The following is a 19,972-nucleotide window of genomic DNA, read 5'->3' on the forward strand; positions in this document are numbered from 1 at the left end:
TAGCGGCGCCTGCTGACAGGGAAGACTTTAGCAGCGGCGCGCCGTCGGGCCAAAATCGAATTCCGTCGCCCGCCGTTCATCCGGTGGTCAGGCCGACGGGCTCGGCCCGCCCCGCCGGAACGAGCTCGCGAGCGGCCCGGACGCAGGCCCAGAGCACCACCGAGGCGCCCGGCAGCCACGGCTCCCGGCTGTCCGGGGCGACGATCCACCGCCCGGCGCCCAGCCCGGGGGAGTCCGGGCTGTTCACCATCCGCTGCACCGGCGGAACGGTGACCGCGTCGCCGCCGCCGTGGCAGAGCAGCGGCGGCACGTTCCTGGCCCACTCCTCCCAGGCCAGCAGACGGCGCAGCCGGGCCGCCGCACCGGGCCGGACGAACAGCAGCGTGCGCCCCCGGTACACGGCGACCGGTCCGCAGCCCGGACCGGAGGCCCAGAGTTCGTCCAGTACCCGGCGGCCGAACAGCGACGGCAGGCTGATCACGTCGAAGGCGCGCCCGCAGGGCAGCACGGAGGGCGCCCACGGGCGTGACTCCCAGAGGGCGCGCATGCTGCGCGGGTACTCGCTCGCGGAGGCGAGCCACGCTTCCCCGGCCACGGTGACGTACTCCACTGATTGGTGCGTCCAGATGTCCACACCCAGCAGGGTGAGGCGTCCGGGGGGTGGCCGGGAGGGAAAGCGTGGTTTGCCGGACAGGGCGCGGGGGAACGGCGTACCCTTCCCCGGCGCATATGCCAGAGGCGAGAGCCGACCGGTCGGCCGTCCGACGGCGCGGGGTGTCCGCCGCAGGGTGCCAGCTGCGGGGTGTCAGCCGTCGTGGCGACGGGGCTGGAGCAGGCCGCGCCCGTACTCGATCATCTTGGCGGCGTAGTCCGGGGTCCAGTCGGCCCGGTCCGCGATCTCGGCGTCCGAGAGCGCGTCGAACCGGCGGGTGTCCGCCAGCTGCGCAGCGGCGACCGCCTGGAAGTCGGTGGCCCGCTCGGCGGCCGCGCGGAAGGCCAGCGCCAGCTCGGTGGAACGGCGCAGCAGCTCGGCCGGGTCCTCGATCGACTCCAGGTCGAAGAAGCGTTCCGTCTCCGGCTCGGCGGCCTGCGGCTCGAACAGCAGCTGCGCCGGGCGCAGGCGCCGGACGGGCGCTTCACCGGCATCCCGGCCCAGGCCGCCCGGGGCGGTCGAACCGCTCGGGTCGGACGCCTTCGCGTGGGAGTCGGGCATGGACGGACACCTCCGGTGCTCGATGGGGGCGGGCGACGGCTGCTCGGGACCGCGCCGCCCGGTCGTGGCCGCCGTCCATTGTCGCGCGGCGGTGGCCGGTAACGGAACGGTGCGAGTTCGGGCGCTATTCCCGCCCGGAGCGCCGGGGGCGTGCACCCTTCGGCCGACGCGGCCGCCCGGCGGGGTACGGGCGGCTCGCGAGGCTTGCGGGGGAAGGCCTGCGGCCCTCCGGGCGGTGCGCGGGACGGCCGGGGAGCGGCCGGCCCCGGACGGTCAGCGGGAGAGCCGGACGCGGTGCCCGGCGAGGTGGTGCAGCACCTGGTGGTTGGCCTCCCAGCCGTCGGGGAACTTGACCGAGACGCCCAACTGCACCGGCTCGGTGGACGGATGCTCGTCCAGCAGCTCGGCGATACCCGCCCGGGCCACCACGATGCAGGCATGCCGGTGGCGGGAGACGAGGACACAGAGCCGGCCGGTCTCCAGGTGGAAGGCGGTGGCGTCCGGCCGCCCGGAGAGCGGGTGCAGGACGACGGTGACGTCGTACTCGCGCCCCTGCAGCCGGTTCGCGGTGTCGACGGTCACGGCCGGTCCGGCCGTCGGATCCACCGGGACACCGGCCTTGACCAGCGCCGCCCGGACGGCCGCCGCCTGGTCCCGATGGGCGGTGCCGACCGCGATCCGGCCGGGGGCGAGCGGGGTGGAGCCCTGCTCGGAGTGGGCCGTCAGCCCCCGCTCAAGCAGCCGGCGGACGGTGGCCGCGACGGCGGCCACGGCCTGCGGATCGGTCCGTACGGTGTGCCGGGCGGGCAGTTCCAGCAGCGCCCAGCCGTGCTCGGCCGCCCGGTCGATCGCCGCGTCCAGGGCGGAGCCGTCCGGGCGCACGGCGGCGGTGAGCCGGCGCTCGTCCGGGCCGGTACCGGAGCGGAACGGTGTGTACGGGTAGAACGCGTCCGAGATCAGCGGCGCCGCGCTGGCCGGCAGCCGCCAGGAGACCGGCAGCCGGTGCGGCTCGATCTGCGGGTTGTGCGCGAGCAGGGTGACCACGGCGCTGCTCGAAGGGTCGTACGACAGGCCCGCCCACTGCTCGGTGCCGACCACGGTGAACGGGTCCAGCTGGCCCGGGTCGCCGACGAACAGCGCCCGCTCGAACAGCCGCGCCACCGCGAGCAGCGCGTCCGAGCGCATCTGGTACGCCTCGTCGACGATCGCGTGCCGCCAGGGCGCCTCGGTCCGCACCCACTGCCACTTGGCGGAGGTCGAGATCACCACGTCGAGTTCGGCGAGGTCCGCCACCTTGGCGGAGGGCGTGACGTTGGCGTGCCGCAGCACCTCGGGGCCCGGGCGGGAGTCCGCCGCGTGCAGCCGGCCGATCGTCAACTCGGGCGCCTTCTCGGCCAGCCGGTCGACCAGGTCGTCCACCTGGCCGTTGGTCTGGGCGACGATCATCAGCCGCTCGCCGGACTCGACCAGCTCCCGGGCGGCCCGGACCACCAGGGTCGACTTGCCGGCGCCGGGCGGTGAGTCCACCACCACCCCGCGCGGGGCGCCGACGGCGGGGTGGACGGTGGCCGCCAGAATGCGGGCCACCGCGGCGTCGGCGGCCGCGCCGGGGGCCTGCTCGCTGCTCATCTGCCGGATCACTCCCACTCCTCGGAGGCTGCGGACGGTACGGACGCCGCGCCGGACGCCGTACCGGGCGGGCCGCCGTGCGTCCACGGTGTGTCGTCCGGCTCGGGCAGCGGCGCGGACTGGCGGACCGTCAACTCGAACAGCGTGAAGGTGATCCGCTCGCCCGGCTCGGGCAGGCTCCCCGGCTCGGGCTCCTTCTTCCGGCCCATGCCGGACAGCACCCGCAGGGTGATCGTGCCCTCCGCCGGATCGACCGCCACGATCTCGGCCTTCTGCGGCGTCGGGCCGTGCGCCCGGTGCGCCTCCCGGCCGAGGTCGGCGTGCGGGCGGTCGGCGGTGCGGACCGTCACCAGCGGGCGCGGCTTGGGGGACCGGCCGGTGGTGTCGTAGTCCGGCACCACCTCGGTCACCTCGCCGGAGAACGCCTCGCCGGCCAGCCGGTGCTCGGCCATCGCCAGCGGGTCGTCCAGCGCCTCCTGGACGTCCAGCCGGGCCTGCTCGCGCTCGCGCTGCGCCAGCTTCCGGGCGGCCGTGACGGCGTCGTCCTGCCGGGGCTGCGGAGGTTCGCCGGCCGCCAGACGGTCCCGGTGGCCGGTGTAGGACCAGCGGTCGCCCGTCCAGCGCTCCGCCAGGTGCCCGCCGGGCGGCAGGGAGCGCAGGAGGTCCAGGCCGTGCCAGACGTTGTGCCAGGTGGGCAGCAGCACCCGCTCCAGCGCCGCGCGCAGCTGTGCCACGGCGGCCCTGAGGGCGGCCCGCGCCCGGTCGGCCCCCGCGTCGTCGCTGCCGCCGTCGTGGGCGTGATCGTGGGGTGCGTGCTCCGCGCCCGGGCCGGCCGAGGCCCGGTGCAGCAGGGCGGACGCCGCGGCGTCGTAGCGGGCGATCGCCGGGCCGAGCACCAGCTCGTCGAAGCGCGGGTCGGTGGCCGGGCCGGCCGGCGGGTGCAGCAGCTGCCCGTGCGCGTCGCGGGCGGACTCGGCCAGCTCGGCGGCCTCGGCGCCGGTCAGCCCGGCCGGCGGTGCGTGCCAGGCGAGCCGGGCGGCCAGATGCTGGTCCTCCAGGTGGCTCTGGCCGGTCGCCCAGTGCCGGGCGAGCAGGCCGGTCATCGGCAGCAGCAGGCTGGATCCGGGCACCTGGGCCCGGTCGGTGAGGTGGGTCAGCCAGCGGCCGAGCAGCGGCACCCGGACCGGCGCCGGGTACGGGCCCGGCTCGTCGTCCTCGATGGTGCGGCGGAAACGGGTGGAGCGCCCGAGCAGGGCGAGATGGTGCACCCCCGCGCTGTTCGGCACGATCAGCTGCGGCGCGTCGGCGCACAGCTCGCGGAAGACCTGCGTCTTCTCGCCCGTCTCCACGTCCTTCTCGGAGCCCTCGATCTGCTCCACCTCGGTGCCGAAGGACTCCAGGTAGGGCAGCAGATCGGCGGCCAGCTCGGCCAGGAAGTCGAAGCGCAGCGTGCGGTTGAGCGGCTGCGGCACCAGGTGCAGCCGCGGTGCGGACCGCTCGGTGCCGAGCATCACGGCCAGCGGTGCGCCCGCCTCACCGGCCGCCGTCAGCGGGACGACCACCATCGGGCGGTCGGAGAGGTGCCGGTGCCGGACGGTGGCCAGCGGTTCGGCCCGGCCGCTGCGGACGGCCTCCAGCCGGGCGAGGGTGCCGAGCAGGCTCATCGGGGGCCTCCGGCACAGGCCGGGGCGGGGGCCGAGGTGACGGCCGGGGTGGCGGCGTTCGGGGGGGCGGCGTTCGGGGGGGCGGCGTTCGGGGGGACGGCCGCAGGGGGTGCCGCCCCCAGTGCCTCGGCCCGCAGCGCGGCCGCGTACGCCAGCCGGGCGGCCGCCTCGTCGGCGCTGCCCCCGGTGGTGGCGGCCAGCGCCTCGCTCACCGTACGGATGCTGCCCAGCTCGCCGCGGACGCCTCGGCCCAGCTGTTCGACCCGGTCGTCGCAGCGGGCCAGGGCGCGGCAGTGGAAGCCCAGCTCGCAGGTGGAGAGGCAGTCCGGGCTGTACGCGGCGGGCACCGCCTCGACCGACCCGGCCAGCTCCTCGGCGGAGCGGACGGGGACGCCGTCCCGGTCGGGCGCGAGGTCGAAGTCGACGCCCGGCGGCAGCGCCTCCAGCAGCCCGCCGATACCGGTCATCCGGCTCAGCTGGCGGCGGGTGGTGGCCAGCTCGCGGCGGACGTCCACGGCGACCGCGGTGGGCCGGTTGCCGAAGTCCTTCGGGCAGACCAGCAGCACGCTCAGCCGGGGGCTGCCGGGCAGGCGCTGCTCCACGTACGGGCCCTGGTCCGCCTCCCGGCCCGCCAGCGCGGCGGCCGTCTCCTGGAGCGCCAGCACGTACACGGCGGCCTGGCGGGCGGCGGCGCCGACCTTGGCCGGGTCGGCGCTGCCGTCCAGCACCGGAAAGGACTTGATCTCGACCACGGTGCACCGCCCGCCGTGCACCACGACGGCGTCCGGCTCCAGATAGGCGGTGCTGCCGGCCACCGTGAGCCGCAGCAGCGGGTGGTCGAGCAGCGTCCAGGCGTCCGGCTCGGCGGCGGCCTCGGCCAGGGCGGCCGCCGTGCGCTCGGCCCGGACCGCCGGGCCCGAGCGGCGCAGCAGATCGGGCACGGTGAGCGGGGCGCCGCCGTCCGTCGGCAGGCCGAGATGGCGGCGGAGCGGCTCCAGCAGCGCCGCGTAGCCGTCGGCCTTCAGCCGGGACTCGAAGATCACACCGCGCGCGATGGCGAACGGCGACTGCCCGAACGGAGCGGGGCGGCCGAGCCGGGCGGCCAGCGCCGACTTGTCGACCCCGGCGGCATCGAGTACGGCGCGGCGGTGACAGCCCGGATTGGCGGCGAGCGCGGCGAGGGCACGGGCGTTCAGGCTGCGCTGCGGCGCCGGACCGCGCAGCTCGGCGAGCCGCTGGGAGAGCGGCTCAAGGTGCCCGCTGGACGGGACGTTCGTCGAGACGTTCATGGTGCGGCCCAGTCTCGCATCCGGGTCCGACAATCCGGTCCGGCCCGGCGGTTCGGGCCTCACACGGGCATGCCGGGAGGTATCGGGCCATCCCCGGCGGCGGCCGTGCGGTGCCGTCCGGCCAGGTCCGCGATCGTGAGTGGCTCCGAGGTGAGGGATCATGGAGCCCCGGTGCTCAAGGGTGAGACCGACCGTTGCCACCGCCCCGCTGCGAGGAGCCTTTCCATGCCCGCCCGAATCGTGCTGGTCCGCCACGGCGAGACCGAATGGTCGAAGACCGGACGCCACACCGGACGCACCGACATCCCGCTGACCGAGGAGGGGCGCGCGATGGCCCGGGCGCTCGGCGCCCGCCTCGCCAAGGCCCCCTGGAACGGACTGCCGGACGCGCTCGTCTACACCAGCCCGCTCGACCGGGCCAAGGAGACCTGCGCGCTGGCCGGCTTCGGCGACCGCGCGGTGGAGCGCCCCGAGCTGCTGGAGTGGGACTACGGCCAGTACGAGGGCCGGACCGGGCCCGACATCCGGGCGACCGACCAGCCCGGCTGGCTGATCTGGCGCGACGGCGTGCCCGGCGGTGAGAAGCTCAGCGATGTGGCAGCCCGGGTGGACGCCTTCCTCGCCGACCTCAACGACGAGCACGGCGTGCCCGATCCGGACACCACCGTCATGCACTGCGCCGACCGCGATGTGGTGCTCTTCGCCCACGGCCACCTGCTGCGCATCCTCACCGCCCGCTGGCTGGGGCTGCCGCCCGAGTACGCCCAGCGGTTCAAGCTCGGCACGGCCGCGCTCTGCGTCCTCTCCTGGGAGTACGGCGCCCCGGCGGTCGAGGTCTGGAACGACCTCGCCCACCTGGAGGGCCTGGAGCACTGACCGGTGGGCCGTACGGGCCCTGGGCCGGGGCGGGGTCCCTGGCCCCGGTCCCGGTTCTGGCCGCAGTCCCGGCCGACCGGTCAGGCGGCCGCGGCCACGTCGTACTCCGCCAGGAAGCGGCCGACCTCCGGCACGCCCCGGTGCGCGCGCAGCCGTTCGGCGGTGTCCGCCAGCATGCTGCGGATCCGGGCCGAGCGGACCTCGCCGAACAGTGCGACGGCGGCCGTGCCGTGGTTCGCCGCGCCGGCCAAGTCCCCCCGGCCGAGCCGGTCGTGGGCCAGCTCGGCGGTGTACAGCACCCGGTTGCGGACGAAGCGCGGCTTCTGCAGCTCTATCGCCCGCCCGGCCTGCTCGCTGGCCCGGTCCCAGTCCCCGAGGGCGGACCAGCACTGCGACTCCAGCCCGGCGATCTCCGCCTCGCCGAAGAAGGACATCCATTCGGGATCGGCCTCGGAGGGGCCGCGGTCGAAGAGCGTGTACGCCCGGGAGAGCGCCCGTTCGCAGGCGGCGCGGTCGTGCAGCAGTGCCCAGCCGCCGGCCTCGCGCATGGCGAGCAGCGCGAGCAGCCGGTCGGAGTCCAGGTAACGGGCGGCGGCCTGGCCGGCCTGGGCGGCGCGCAGCGCCTCACGGGGGCGGCCGGCGTCCCTGGCGAGGAAGGCGCTGTTGCAGAAGACATGCGCCTCCAGCGCGGAGTCGCCCGCCATCCGGGCGGTGGCGAGCGCCTCGGCGTAGAGCGACCGGGCGTCCGCCAGCCGGTTCGAATCGTGCGCCAACCAGCCGACCGAGATGGCCAGTTCGCCTGCACCGGCCTGGAGTCTTCGTTCGGTCTCGGCGCTGTACTCGCCCTCGTTGAGCAGCAGGTACGCGGTGCGCAGCGACTGCCCGGCCAGCTCGAACAGGGCGTCGGCCCCGTAGACGTCGTCGGCCAGCCGGATGTCCCGTACGGCCTGTTCGACGCCGAGCACCTCGGCGGCGCCGACCTTGCGGGGCGGTGGCACCGGCCCGGGCCGGCCGGGTACGAAGGCGGAGCCGGGGTCGGAGGCGGATCCGGGATCGAACAGGCCGGGGGCGGCGTCGAACCTGCTTGTGCCGGGACCCGGCTGGGGTGGGACGAGCCCGCAGGGGGTGGCCGCTCCGGTGCCGGGGCCGCCCGGGGCGGTGCGGGGGCCGGCCCCGGCCGGCCGGTCGATGCCGATCACGGTGGCCAGTGCGGCGGATCCGCCGGCCAGGAACGTACGGCGACGCACGTCGTCGTTCTCCTCGTCGAAATGGTGCGATCCGTCGGGCCCCCGGGGCACCGCCACGGGCCTCGGCGGCATGGGTCCGTCCAGTGGGGGCGGTTCCGCGTACGGCGAGGCAGCGTACGGGAGTTGTGTGGAGAGTGGTGGGCGTGGGGTGGGCGGGAACGGGAACTGCGGGTGGAGCGGGGATGGCCCGGCGCCCCTGCGGCCGTCCGCCCGGCGGCGGCGGACGGCGGTACGGGGGGAGAAGCCGAGATCGGTCAGCGAGCGGCCCGGCCACATGTGCCGGAAGACCCGCTCGTAGGCGTAGTTGGGGCAGCGGATCTCGCCGGCCTCGACCCGCCCGACGTAGCGCGCGTCGCAGGACACGTGCTCGCCGATCTCCCGGGCGGCCCGGCGTACGGCCATGGCGAACTCGCCCGGTGACCGGTCGCCGCGCAGGGCGCGCATCACGGTATTGGGGGACGGGCGGTTCGGCTCGGCCGGTGGGGTGGCTGCCATGGTGCGCTCCGTGGTCGTGCGGGGTGGTGGTGCGAGGCGGGGCGGTTCCGTGGGGTGAGGTCCGGTGTGCGACGGACCGGGCTGGGCTCTCGTGGTTGCCGGGACTGCGGGGACTGAGGGGACTGCGGTGGCCGTGGTGCCGGGGTGCTGCTCCCGGCTGCCGGTGGGCCCGGTGCGGCCGGATGGGCCGCCTGGCTCGCAACCGACAGTACCCGGAGTCACCAGGCGGCCACAGCGAGTTTGCGGATGATAGGTGGTCAATCCTGGTCAAACCGGACCCTGTTGCCGGGATCTGCCATGAAATGCCATGCCTTGCTGTAAGGCGCCCCGTGGCCTGGGAAGCGTCCTTCGCGTTGTCCTGATACGCGGAAGCCTCCGGCCGCCGTCCCGGGCCCGCCGCCCGCCGCGGCGGCCGCCACCGCCCGGGCGGCGCGGCTTCCGAAACCGCCGAGGTGACAGGAGAGCCCGTGATGGCCACCGGAGTACCGCAGTACCACCGCCTGGCCGCCAGAGGAGTGCTCGCCGCCGCCGTCCCCGCCCTGTTGCCCGAGCCCGCCGACGACCGCGGCCCCGGGCGGGGGCCCGCCGAGGGCGGCCACGCCCCGTGCGGCGGCGGCAACGGACGGGCCCGTCGCCTCGGCGAGACCGGGCGCCCCCCGGCGGCCGGCGACGACGGCGTGGTCGTCGCCGGCTACGACATGGTCACGGTCGCGCTGCGGCACGGACTGGAGGCGGTCGACATCCTGCGGCTGCGCCGGGCCTGCGGGGTCGTGCTGCAGAGCCGCAACGGCAGCACCGTCTCCTTCTTCGTCCCGGCCGGCACCTCGGAGACGTGGCACCTCCCAGGAAGCTCCTGTACCGCGGGCGGCCTGCTTCTGCCCGCCACCGACCCGCGGTGGGTGATGCCCCCGACCGGTGCCGGGTGCGCGGCCCGCCCCACCGACGCCTGGGTGCTGCGTTCGGCCCTCTGCGAGGCGGCCTGCACCCTGACGGCCGGCGGCCTCGGCCCGTTCTGACCGTCGCCCGTCCGCCCGGCACCCCCGCTGGGCCGCGGAGGCCTCCGGCCCGGCGGCGATAATGGCCGGTATGGGACGAAGCAGCAGAGCCGGCCGCAGCGCGGACAAGGGGCGTACGACGGCGGAGCCGCAGCCGGCGACCACCGGCCCCGGCGGCCGAACGCACACCCAGGGCCCGCTCACCCGTCCCGTCGATTCCGGGCTGGCGGAGCTCCGCCCCGACCGCGACCGCCCCGGCGCCTGGTCGCTCCTCATCGACGGCGCCCCGCAGTCCATGGTCGACCTCGCCGACCCGACCCACCTGGGCTTCGAGTACCAGCGTCGCCTCGGCCACCTGATCGACCTGGTCGCCCCGCCCGGTCGGCCCCTGACCGTTCTGCATCTCGGCGGCGGTGCCCTCACCCTGGCCCGCTATGTCGCGGCCACCCGCCCCCGCTCCCGCCAGCAGGTCGCCGAGATCGACACCGCGCTCACCGACCTCGTCCGCGCCGAACTCCCGCTGGAACGGGGCTGGCAGATCAAGGTCCGCGGTTCGGACGCCCGCAGCGTGCTGGAGCGGACCCCGGAGGGCAGCGTCGACCTTGTCATCGCCGATGTCTTCTCCGGCGCCCGGGTGCCCGCCCACTGCACGACCGTCGAGTTCACCGTGCTCGCCGCCCGGGCGCTGGCCCCCGGCGGCTGGTACGCGGTGAACATCGCCGACGGTGCGGCGCTTCCGTTCGCCCGTTCGCAGATCGCCACGCTCGGCGCGGTCTTCCCCGAGCTGTGCCTGGTCGCGGACCCGGCCGTGCTGCGCGGAAAGCGCTTCGGCAACCTCGTCCTGGCCGCCGCCCACGCTCCGCTCCCGGTCGCCGAACTGGGCCGCAAGGTCGCCACCGACGCCGCCCTCGGCCGGGTCGAACACGGCCGCGCCCTGGCCGACTTCGCCGCCGGCGCGGCCCCGGCCACCGACGCGACCGCCGCTCCCTCCCCGGTCCCGCCGCCGGGGACGTTCCGTTAGCCACGTTGCCGTTGCCGTTGCCGCTGCCGTGTTGTTCGGTGGCGGGGAGCGGGGCGTGGCCCGAACTCCGGTAAACCGCTTGGCGGTCGTGCCGCCCGTTGCGGAGAATGGCCGCTGCTGTCCGGAATCCGGACGGCGCCGCCGAACAGGAGGGCACGCCATGCGGATCAGACCGGCTCGGCCGGAGGAGGCGGAGCTGCTCAGCGCCCTCGCCCTCCGCTCCAAGGCCCACTGGGGCTACGACGAGGCGTTCCTGGCTGCCTGCCGGGACGAACTGACCCTGGACGCCGACGGGATCGAGCGGCAGCGGACGATGGTGGCCGAGGAGCCGGTGGCCGCCGGTGACAGCCGGGTGCTGGGCTTCGCGACCCTCGTCGGGGCGCCGCCCCAGGGCGAGTTGGGCATGCTCTTCGTCGAGCCCGACACCATCGGCAGGGGCGTCGGAGGCCGGCTCTTCCAGCACCTTCGCGAGCAGGCCGTGGCGCTCGGCTTCCACCGGCTCACCATCGATGCCGACCCGAACGCGGAGCCGTTCTACCTGGCGATGGGTGCCACCCGGATCGGTGTCACCCCGTCCGGGTCGATTCCCGGGCGCGAACTCCCGCTGCTGGCGCTGGACCTCGGTCCGGCGGTCTGACGCCGGGCGGTCCGTCCCGTGGCGGTCCCGGCGTCGGGACCGGTGCCGGGCCCGCGCCGGTGTCCGTCTCAGTGCCCGCGCGGCAGGCCCCGGTGCTTCCACATCGCGGCGCCGGTGAGCAGCAGTCCGGCGGCGATGGGGGCGAGTACGGCGATCCCCGTGTCCGAGGGCCCGTGACCGGCCGCCATGGTGGCCGGGTCGGTCAGTGCCAGGTCCTCGTACGCCGCCGGACGGCCCTCCGGTGCGGGCCGGCGCGTGGTTCCGGCGCCGTCCGTGCCGTCCTCGGGCGGTTCGGAACCGGGGCTGGACCGAAGGTCGGCGGCCTCGCGAACCGGTGGCGGGGGATTCTGGCCGGGCCGGCCGTCGTCCGCCGGAGCGGGGCGTGGCGTACCGGCACCCGTCCGTCCGTCCGGCGACGAGGGCGTCTCGGGCTCACTGCTCCGTGAGGCGCGTGCCTCCGGGGTACGGGCCTCGGCGGGGGCCGGTTCCAGTAGCCCCGAGGCGATCGCGAACGCGTCCGGAACGGCGGCCCGCTGGCCCGGCAGCGGCAGGCCGCCCGCCCTGATCCGCTCCTGCAGCACACCTCCGACCAGCCCGGTCACGGTGTCCGTACCGGAGGAAGGTACGGACGCGGCCGTACCGGTGAGCCGTCCGACCAGCCCGGGGGACTCCACCGGACCGGGGGGCCCGGCGGGCGCGTCCTGCGGCGGTGTGCCACGGGCACCGGTGGCGCCGGAGGTCTTCCGCCCCGTCTCGGACGGGCGTTCGGCTGACGCTCCGTCGAAGGCCTGCCCGCCGTGCAGGGCCCGTCCGACCGTGCGGTTCACCGGTTCCGGCAGGGGTTCGGGCGCCGCCGCGTACGCGCCCGGTGCTCCGAGCCACCAGATCTGTGCGAGCAGCGCCCCGGCCACCGCGACCACGCGTGGACGGGGCAGCCACCGGCCGACCGTACGCCGCGTGCCGCCGAGGGCGCGTCGGGCTGGTTCCGGGGCCTTGACCGCGTGATTGGCTCGCACGTGAATTGAGAACGAGCGGACGGGGCGTGAGGTCACGGCCGTCGTCACGGACAGTTATCGCGATGAGACCCCGGAACCACCGGGCGCCGGTCGGTCAGGAGTTGGGGCGCAGGGTCCAGACGACGGTCATGACGCCGGTCACGGCCCCGTCGGCGCGGGTGATCTCGACGGTGACCGGGAACTCGGGGCGACCGCCCTCGTCCAGCTCGGCGACGATCCCGGCGGCCGGGCGGCCCAGGACGGCGGTGGCGGTGACCACGCCCATGGCCAGCTTCTTGTAGGAGATCTCGGCACTCACCGCGAGCGGCACGGCACGCGAGAGCTGGTCGCCGAAGGCGCCCAGCACGATGCAGCCGCTCGCCGACTCGGCGAGCGTGAACATCGCGCCGGCGTGCGGCCCGCCGACGTGGTTGTGGTACTCGGGCTGGTCGGGCAGCCGGAGCACCGCGCGCTCCGGGGTGGTCTCCAGGTACTCGAGCTTGAGGGTGAGTGCCATCGGCACGGTCGATTCGAGCAGCCGGCCGATCGAAGGTGTGGTCATGGCGGCAATGTTACTAGTCGGTAGCATCTGGCGGCAGATCTGTCGGCGGGGAAACCGTGCCGTGGAGCTGTGCGGTCGGGCGGGAATCGCGGGGGTCGCCAGGGATGCGCGGTGCGTGGGGACGTGAGGGAACGCGAAAACGCCTGAGGGGCCGATCTCTTGAAGAGATCGGCCCCTCAGGCTCTGGGGTGAGTGACGGGACTCGAACCCGCGGCCACCTGGACCACAACCAGGTGCTCTACCAACTGAGCTACACCCACCATCTGTCCGGACCGTTTGCGCTCTTCGCGCCCCCGTTCCGACAGGAAGAACTCTACAGGATCCGAGAGGGTGCTCGTGCCAGGGTTTCGCCCGGACGAACGTGGGCACCCCCTCGGGCCCTTCCGGCCGACCCCCGCCCGGCGTCGACGTGGTTCGCAGCCGCCGTTCGTTGCCGCCGTTCGTCGTCGTTCGCCGACCCGCCGGAGCCGGGCGGGAGAGGTCAGTCGGTCGGCGCCTGGTACTTCTCGGCGATCGCGCGCGCGGTGTCGGTGTCCGGGCCGGGCTGCGGGACGAACACCGCCTCGCGGTAGTACCGCAGTTCGTCGATGCTCTCGCGGATGTCGGCGAGCGCCCGGTGGCTACCGCCCTTCTGCGGGCTGTTGTAGTACGCCCGCGGATACCAGCGGCGGGCCAGCTCCTTGATCGAGGAGACGTCGACGATCCGGTAGTGCAGGTGGCCCTCCAGGGCCGGCATGTCCCGGGCGAGGAAGCCGCGGTCGGTCGCCACCGAGTTCCCGCACAGCGGCGTCCGGCCCGCCTCGGGCGCGTGCTCGCGGACGTACGCGAGCACGAGCGCCTCGGCCTCGGCGAGGGTGACGCCGTGCTCCAGTTCGTCGAGCAGACCAGAGGCGGTGTGCATGGTGCGCACCACCTCCGGCATGTTCGCCAGCGCCTCCGCGGGGGGGCGGATGATGACGTCGACGCCCTCGCCGAGGACGTTCAGCTCGGAGTCCGTCACCAGTGCCGCGACCTCGACCAGAGCGTCCCGGTCGAGGTCGAGGCCTGTCATTTCACAGTCGATCCATACCAAACGGTCATTCACGCCACTCACCCTACGGCGCGATCACGCGCCACGGGCACCGCCGGAGTCGAGCGGGGCGCCGGGGCACAGGCCTCGGCCGCGTGCCCGTCCTGGCCGTGACCGTCCGGCTCATGGCCCTCCCGGCCCTGGTGACCCTCCCGTGCGGAACGGGTGTCGCGTGGCTCACGTCCGGCGTCCGCGGCTCCGGTGCGGCCGCCCTGCTGGCGGATCTGCGGAGGTCGGACCTGGCGGGCCCGGGCCTCCGGAGTCACCGGCGAGGACGGTACCGGCACCCGGCCCGCGGCCGTGCCGTGCCCTCGCCCGCCGGTGCCCGAGCCGGTGGTACCGGTCTCGTCCGACGGCCGTTCGGACACGGCGCGATGCCCCTGGCCCTGGCCGCGCGCACCCGGCTGCGGGTGGCCGTCCTCCGCCGCCGCGTGCTCCGCGGTCCGCGGTGGCCGACCCGCTCCGGGGCCGGGCTGGGCCGGGACCAGCGGCGACCGGGCCGGACCGCGCCCCGAGCCGGGTTGCCCCGGGTGCGACTGAGGCGTCGCCTGCTGGTGCGGGTACGGCTGCCCGGCGCGCGCGTGGAACGCCTGCTGCCCGTGCTGCCCCGGGTGTGCGGGGTTGCCGGGCATGGACGGGAACGAGTGCGCGGACTGCTGTCCGTGCTGTCCCAGCAGCGCCCCGCCTGCCGCCGCGGCGGCGGCGGCCGCCACTGCCGCGGGCGAGCCGGCCGACTGCGGCAGGGCGCCGCCCGGCCGGAGGTCACCGGAGTGCGGCACCATCGGCGCCGGAGCCTGCGGTCCCGGCCGCCGGGAACGGTAGCTGGTCCGGTAGGCGGCCGGCGAGACCCCGAGCTGGCGGCGGAAATGGCCGCGCAGTGCCACCGGCGACCGGAAGCCGCACCGTCGGGCGACATCGTCCACCGACAGTTCCGACGTCTCCAGCAGCCGCTGCGCCTGGAGCACCCGCTGGGTGATCAGCCACTGCAGCGGGGCACTGCCGGTCAGCGTGCGGAACCGCCGGTCGAACGTGCGCCGGCTCATATAGGCACGCGCCGCCAGCACCTCGACGTCGAACTGCTGGTTGAGGTTCTCCAGCGCCCAGGTGACCACCTCGGCAAGCGGGTCGTTGCCGATCTCTTCTGGTAAAGACTGATCGATGTACTGGGCCTGTCCGCCCCCGCTGCGGCGGCTCGGCACCACCAGCCGGCGGGCCAGCGCGTTGGCCGCCTCGGCGCCGTGGTCGCTGCGCACCACGTGCAGGCAGAGATCGATACCGGCGGCGGTACCCGCCGAGGTCAGCACGTCGCCGTCGTCGACGAAGAGCTCGCGCGGGTCGACGTGCACCCGGGGGTAGCGCTTGGCCAGGGTCGGCGCGTACATCCAGTGCGTGGTGGCCGGGCGGCCGTCCAGCAGACCGGCGGCGGCGAGCACGAACGCGCCGGTGCAGAGCCCGATGATCCGGGCGCCCTCGTGGTGGGCCTTGCGCAGGGCGGTGATGGCCTCGACCGGCGGCGGCTGCGAGATCGAGCGCCAGGCCGGTACGACGATCGTGCCGGCCCGTGCCAACGCCTCCAGTCCGTACGGCGCGGAGAGGGTGAGGCCGCCGGTGGTGGCGAGCGGCCCCTCCTCCCCGGCGCAGACCAGCAGGCGGTAGCGCGGCACACCGGCGTCCTGGCGGTCGACACCGAAGACGGAGAGGGGGATCGAGCTCTCGAAGATCGGGGCGCCGCCGAAGATCAGCACCGCGACGGTCTCGCGCCGGCGCCGGCCCGAGAGCTTCCGGGGGGCGGCGGCCATCACGGGGTTCGCGGAGCCGTTGGCCCCGGACAGGCCGACCGCGCCGCTCGGACCGTGGGCCGTCGGTCCGTGGCCGACCGTGCCGAGCGGACCGGCCGGGATTCCGGCGGTCGCCATCCCGGTGCCGGCGGCCGGGGCGGCGGCGCCCGAGACCGCCGAAGCGGTCGGGAAACCGCCACCGGTGAGGCCGCCAGGGAAACCAGGGAAGCCCCCGCCCTGCCCCGGCTGACCGACAGCGTGGCCAGCGCCCTGGCCACCAGGTTGGCCGGGAACCGACGCTCCCGCCTGGGCGCCCGCTCCGAAGTTCTGAGCTGACGTCGGGCTGACGGACGGTCGGTTGACGGGCCGTCCGGCATGCTCCGGGGCAGAGGGGGAGGAAGGTGCGCCAGAGGCCGCTGATACCGAGGATGCGCCTGAGGCGGCAGAGGCGTACGAGGAGTACGGGACGGCGCTGGAGGTGCCGGAGGTGCGGGGGGTGGCTGCGATGGCCGGGATACCGGTGCTTCTCGCGGAACGCCCCGCGATGCCGGCCACGGCCTGGCCGCTGTCAGGACCCGCGTCGCTCCTGCTCACCCTGCTCAAGGCGCTCAAGCCCCCTCGGTGGTGTGGTGTGGGTGGTGCGGCACTGCTCGCCAAGATCGAATCTATCGGGTGGACCGTTGCCGTTGTGACAAGTTCACCATCCGACGCTATGTCGACATGGCAATTTGGCGTGATGCATTCGATCACGAAGCGTGGCACCCGTCGACCCTTCTGGGAAGAGGGCCGGTGCAACGGTGGCTGGTTGTCGCGGGGCTGGTCCTGGGGCGCCCGGCTTCGGCGCACCCGGTCGGCGGGTCTGGGCTGCGGGTTTGCCCAAGGGCGAGGGAGCCGCGCGAGATTGACCGAAAATCGGCGGTGCACGAGAGGGCGCACGGAGCCAAAGCGTGCGCCTCTCTGGCTTCATCCGGCCAGTGCCGAGGCCGGGGGCCGGCCGCCCGGCGCCCGCGCTACCGTCCTGTCGTGAACATCCACAGCCGGCTCGAACAGGCCAACGACAATGCCGCCGCGTTCTGGCTCGCCCAAGCCCGTGCGCACGGTTGGCAGCAACTCGCCCACCCCGGATTCACCGCGGTCCGCTGCGCCCGCACGCCGGACGACGCCCATCGCATCGTGGTCACCCGCCCCTACGGTGAACCGGCTCCGCTGGAAGAGGAATTGGCGGCCCTGCTGCGGGAGTGGTCCACGACGCAGCTCACCCTGGAAGACCCCTACGGCCGCCTGGACATGGCCCGCTTCGGCTGCTCCCACGGCCCGGCGATGCCGGTCATGGCGCGTGAGCCCGGCCCGCTCGACGTGTCTCCCCGGGGTGGGCGGACGGCCACCGGGGGTGGCACGGACGAGTCCCTGACGGTCGATGAGGTCCAGGACGGCGACGGCTTCGCCGAGGTCGAACGCTCGGTGGTGGACGGCTTCCCGATACCCGCCCGGCAGCCCTGGACACGGGGTGGCATGCTTCCCGAGCGCCTGCTCGCCGAGCCGGGCTGCCGGGCCTGGCTCGGGCGCCGGGACGGCGTGACGGCCGGCGCCTGCCTGACCTACGACGACGGCCGGGCCACCGGGGTGTACTGGGTCGCGACCCTCCCCGACCACCGCTCCCGGGGTGTGGCCCGCGCCATCCTGGAGACCGCGCTGGCCGCCGCGCACCCCGACCGCCCGGCGACCCTGGTCGCCACCCCACTCGGCGCACCGCTCTACCGCAAGCTCGGTTTCATCGAACAGAGCCGCACCCTCTGGTGGACCCGCAGCCCCTCGGCCGGCGGGCAAGGCCGCGGCGGCCAGGAGCGTTAGGAGGCCGGGGGAGCCGAGAAGGCCGGGCGGGCGGGAGCGCCGGGCGTCAGGGGCGGCCATCGCCTCCGGCGGCCGGCGCCGGGGACCGGCTGCCCGGCCACCTCACTGGGATGCCACGGCCGTCTCCACCGCCTGTGCCACGGTGACTGCGGTGACCGGGGTGACCGCAGTCACCGGGGCGGCCGGACGGGGACCGAACCGCGGTGGAGGCGCGGCGAACCGGGTCCGCGAGGGCGGCGCGGCGACCGGTGTGCCGGTGGCGGGCGCCCCGGTGGTGGTCCGACTCGCGTTCATGGGATGGCTGCCGCCGGATGAGGCAACTTCGCCGGACCGGTTTCGGACAGCCGGCCTCGCCCCCGAGCCGGGAGCGCTCCCTTCCGTGGCGTTCATGGGAACAGGCGCACGCATGCCGTCCGGGGCGGACAAGGAGAGCTGTGCGCTGGACCGCGCGCCGGTGAGCGCGGCCGCCGCCGCGAGATCCCGGGAGGAGGAACTGCCCGGGGCCGCGCCGGCCGTCCTTCGTCGGCCCGGCCCGCCCGTTCTGGTCCCCGCCCGGGCCGCCGCCCGGGGGCCGGGCGCGTTCCGGGCGGACAGCACCTGTCCGACGGCCTCAGGCAGACCGGCCGCCTTCAGCGTCGGCCGGTAGCCGGGCTCGGCCCAGGGACGGCCATGGTGCAGCCAGACGCTGCGCAGACCGGCGAGCTCGGCCCCCGCGATGTCGGCCGGGGCGTAGTCGCCGATCATCCAGGTGTGCGAGGCCCAGTCTCCGGTGGGTGCGATACCGCACCGCTGGGCGGCGATCTCGAAGATCAACGGGTCCGGCTTGACGCACTCGGCCTCCTCGGAGATGACCCAGCCGTCGACCAGCGGGCCGAGCCCGGTCCGGCGGATCTTCTCCAGTTGGGGGCGGGTGCTGCCATTGCTCACGATGCCGAGCGTCCACCCGGCATCGCGCGCCGCCCGCAGCGCGTCGATGTGCCGGGACGGGCAGTGGATGTGCGAGTTGATGCCGTGTCGGTAGTGCGCCAGCAGGAGTTCGAGGGACTCGTCCAGCCCATAGCGGCGCTGGGCGGCGGACAGTACGGTGCTGCGCGGCACATAACCGCCGCCGTCGATGGTGGCGAGCCAGTCGAGGTCGCCGGGCGGCAGCCCTCGTTCGGCCAGAAAATCCTGAGCCCAGGCCCGGAAAGCGGCATCCCTGGGGAGCAGCGTGTTGTCGAGGTCGAGCAGGAGCAGGGACATGTCGAGCATGGTGTCAGCGGCAGCGCCTATGCATCTGGCAAATGCCAGACGGCGTCGTGAACCCGTGGGTGTTGGCCGAAAGGCCGCCAGACGGGAGGTGCGCCGGAGCAGCGTGACGGCGGGTGGTGTCCGTGAGGTGCGGGGCGTCGCTCAGCGGGGCCGACCGTTCGGAACGCGCGCGCCGGTCGGTGACGGGTGGCAACGGATCGTCGCCGATCGATGACAGTCCGGTCACGGTGTCCCTTGGGCCTGTTGCATCGCCCGGTCTGCTCAGCCAAGCTCCAGAGAACCTCCTTTGTCGAGGGGGCGCGATCGCCTGCCTGTAGGGGGCGCACTGCTGTCGGCGGGCGCATCCTCCATTCGCGGGAACAAAGTCATTCCGAGGCTTCGCCACTGGGCTGAGCCTCAAGCCCGTCGTACTCTGAAAGGAACAGGTCACATACGGTGGTGCTCGGCGCAGACCGACGTCGTTCCGTGGGCGGGCCTGCCGCCCGGGCAGCGTTGTCCTCTCCTGTCGGCACATCTCCCTCGAAGAGCCTTGAGCCATGGCTGGTTTTGAGTCCTCCCGACCGGTTGATCCGGATTCGGGCCGTGGCGCGCGCGCAGCGGCCGGGGGAGTCGGTGACGGCTGCGGCGACCCCGGCGACGACCCGGACGCCCAGGGCCTCTCGCGTTCCCTTCGCAACATCGCCCGCCGAGGCCGTCCCGGTCCGCGTCAGCGGCGGGACGAGCACCGGACCGGCCCTGTGGAGCCGGCGATGACGGGCCGCCTCGGTCCGGGCGCCGAACGCCCGGAAGCCTCCGGCATGCCGGACGTGACCGGCGATCCGGCTGCTCGGGAGACGCCCGTCGGCGCATGCGACCCGGCCTTCCGGCACGGTGTGGTGGTGGGATTCGACGGCTCCCTGTCGAGTGAGCGCGCTCTTGCCTATGCGGTGGGCATGGCCCGTCGCTCACAGTGCGGCCTGGTGATCGTGCACGTGGCCAACCGGTTGCCCGCCACGGTCTGGGCGGGGTGTGAACCTCCTGTCTTCGTCGATCTCCCCGACCATCGGACCGAGGTCCTCGGTCTGGAACTGGCCTGCGCGGACTTCCTGGCCGGCGTGCCGTGGATCCTCGTCGAGCGGGGCGGCGACATCTGCCACGAGATCGAGGAGGTCGGTCGCGAGTACGCCGCCGACGCCATCGTGGTCGGCAGTACGCACGGCCTGCTCGGCAAGATCTTCGGATCTGTCTCAGGCCGGCTGGCCCGGCGCGCCAACCGCCCCGTGATCGTTATTCCCTGATGCTCTGTCCGGTGTCGGACCGTCCAGAGCCGGGCGGACACCTGTGGACCGAGGGCAGAATCGGCTCGCAGGCCGGTGACCGGACCGGCGCGCCGGCCGACGCGCCGATCCGAACTGCGGCCT

The 19,972-nt window shown here is 74.8% G+C and carries 16 protein-coding genes, 1 tRNA gene and 1 pseudogene; 6 read left to right on the forward strand and 12 right to left on the reverse strand.

The features are described 5' to 3' along the window. Positions 1–76: 76 nt before the first annotated feature. The 5 genes from AB0P06_RS11020 to AB0P06_RS11040 form a co-directional block, all read right to left on the reverse strand. Positions 77–634: a bifunctional DNA primase/polymerase gene (locus AB0P06_RS11020; RefSeq protein WP_363606761.1), complete on the reverse strand. Its 558-nt coding sequence runs from the start codon at positions 632–634 to the stop codon at positions 77–79. 171 nt (positions 635–805) lie between these two features. Next, positions 806–1,213 carry a hypothetical protein gene (locus AB0P06_RS11025; protein ID WP_363606763.1) on the reverse strand — a complete coding sequence of 136 codons (408 nt, stop codon included), beginning with the start codon at positions 1,211–1,213 and terminating at the stop codon, positions 806–808. Positions 1,214–1,486: 273 nt separating this feature from the next. After that, complete coding sequence (locus AB0P06_RS11030; protein WP_363606764.1) at positions 1,487–2,842, reverse strand: AAA domain-containing protein; 1,356 nt, start codon at positions 2,840–2,842, stop codon at positions 1,487–1,489. Positions 2,843–2,850: 8 nt separating this feature from the next. Further along, a complete protein-coding gene (locus AB0P06_RS11035) occupies positions 2,851–4,506 on the reverse strand; it encodes a hypothetical protein (RefSeq protein ID WP_363606765.1) in 1,656 nt (551 codons plus the stop codon). Beyond that, positions 4,503–5,795, reverse strand: coding sequence for a hypothetical protein (locus AB0P06_RS11040; RefSeq protein WP_363606767.1), 1,293 nt, complete (start codon positions 5,793–5,795; stop codon positions 4,503–4,505). Before AB0P06_RS11040 ends, AB0P06_RS11035 begins: the two co-directional genes overlap by 4 nt. 225 nt (positions 5,796–6,020) lie before the next feature. Here AB0P06_RS11040 and AB0P06_RS11045 point away from each other — a divergent pair, with 225 nt between their 5' ends. Continuing rightward, positions 6,021–6,671: a histidine phosphatase family protein gene (locus AB0P06_RS11045; RefSeq protein ID WP_363606768.1), complete on the forward strand. Its 651-nt coding sequence runs from the start codon at positions 6,021–6,023 to the stop codon at positions 6,669–6,671. Between the two features lie 80 nt (positions 6,672–6,751). Here AB0P06_RS11045 and AB0P06_RS11050 read toward each other — a convergent pair whose 3' ends face one another. After that, the gene (locus AB0P06_RS11050; RefSeq protein ID WP_363606769.1) at positions 6,752–8,413 is read right to left on the reverse strand and encodes a tetratricopeptide repeat protein; all 1,662 of its coding nucleotides are present in this window, start codon (positions 8,411–8,413) and stop codon (positions 6,752–6,754) included. Positions 8,414–8,883: 470 nt separating this feature from the next. Here AB0P06_RS11050 and AB0P06_RS11055 point away from each other — a divergent pair, with 470 nt between their 5' ends. From AB0P06_RS11055 to AB0P06_RS11065, 3 genes are all read left to right on the forward strand, one after another. Further along, a complete protein-coding gene (locus AB0P06_RS11055) occupies positions 8,884–9,429 on the forward strand; it encodes a hypothetical protein (protein ID WP_363606771.1) in 546 nt (181 codons plus the stop codon). Between the two features lie 61 nt (positions 9,430–9,490). Continuing rightward, complete coding sequence (locus AB0P06_RS11060) at positions 9,491–10,429, forward strand: fused MFS/spermidine synthase (protein WP_363606772.1); 939 nt, start codon at positions 9,491–9,493, stop codon at positions 10,427–10,429. A gap of 160 nt (positions 10,430–10,589) precedes the next feature. Beyond that, positions 10,590–11,066 carry a GNAT family N-acetyltransferase gene (locus tag AB0P06_RS11065; protein WP_363606773.1) on the forward strand — a complete coding sequence of 159 codons (477 nt, stop codon included), beginning with the start codon at positions 10,590–10,592 and terminating at the stop codon, positions 11,064–11,066. Between the two features lie 68 nt (positions 11,067–11,134). Here the strand turns inward: AB0P06_RS11065 and AB0P06_RS11070 are convergent, their stop codons facing one another. The 5 genes and pseudogenes from AB0P06_RS11070 to AB0P06_RS11090 all read right to left on the reverse strand — a co-directional run. Continuing rightward, the gene (locus AB0P06_RS11070) at positions 11,135–11,986 is read right to left on the reverse strand and encodes a hypothetical protein (RefSeq protein WP_363606774.1); all 852 of its coding nucleotides are present in this window, start codon (positions 11,984–11,986) and stop codon (positions 11,135–11,137) included. Between the two features lie 190 nt (positions 11,987–12,176). Beyond that, on the reverse strand, positions 12,177–12,623 hold the full coding sequence (locus tag AB0P06_RS11075; protein WP_363606775.1) for a DUF4442 domain-containing protein: 447 nt from the start codon (positions 12,621–12,623) through the stop codon (positions 12,177–12,179). A 184-nt stretch (positions 12,624–12,807) separates the two neighbouring features. Next, positions 12,808–12,883 (reverse strand) — tRNA-His (locus AB0P06_RS11080). Positions 12,884–13,104: 221 nt separating this feature from the next. Next, the gene (gene orn / locus AB0P06_RS11085) at positions 13,105–13,707 is read right to left on the reverse strand and encodes an oligoribonuclease (RefSeq protein ID WP_363606776.1); all 603 of its coding nucleotides are present in this window, start codon (positions 13,705–13,707) and stop codon (positions 13,105–13,107) included. A 788-nt stretch (positions 13,708–14,495) separates the two neighbouring features. Next, a pseudogene (locus AB0P06_RS11090) lies at positions 14,496–15,491 on the reverse strand (helix-turn-helix domain-containing protein); the annotation flags it as partial. A gap of 1,002 nt (positions 15,492–16,493) precedes the next feature. Here AB0P06_RS11090 and AB0P06_RS11095 point away from each other — a divergent pair. Next, positions 16,494–17,321 (forward strand): GNAT family N-acetyltransferase, encoded by an 828-nt coding sequence (locus tag AB0P06_RS11095; protein WP_363606777.1) that lies wholly within the window; start codon positions 16,494–16,496, stop codon positions 17,319–17,321. Between the two features lie 102 nt (positions 17,322–17,423). Here AB0P06_RS11095 and AB0P06_RS11100 read toward each other — a convergent pair whose 3' ends face one another. Next, positions 17,424–18,563 carry an HAD-IA family hydrolase gene (locus tag AB0P06_RS11100; protein ID WP_363606778.1) on the reverse strand — a complete coding sequence of 380 codons (1,140 nt, stop codon included), beginning with the start codon at positions 18,561–18,563 and terminating at the stop codon, positions 17,424–17,426. Between the two features lie 806 nt (positions 18,564–19,369). Here AB0P06_RS11100 and AB0P06_RS11105 point away from each other — a divergent pair. Beyond that, positions 19,370–19,849: a universal stress protein gene (locus AB0P06_RS11105; RefSeq protein ID WP_363606804.1), complete on the forward strand. Its 480-nt coding sequence runs from the start codon at positions 19,370–19,372 to the stop codon at positions 19,847–19,849. Positions 19,850–19,972 lie beyond the last annotated feature (123 nt).

The sequence above is a fragment of the Kitasatospora sp. NPDC088351 genome (assembly GCF_040685575.1).
In the GTDB taxonomy this organism is placed as follows: Bacteria; Actinomycetota; Actinomycetes; order Streptomycetales; family Streptomycetaceae; genus Kitasatospora.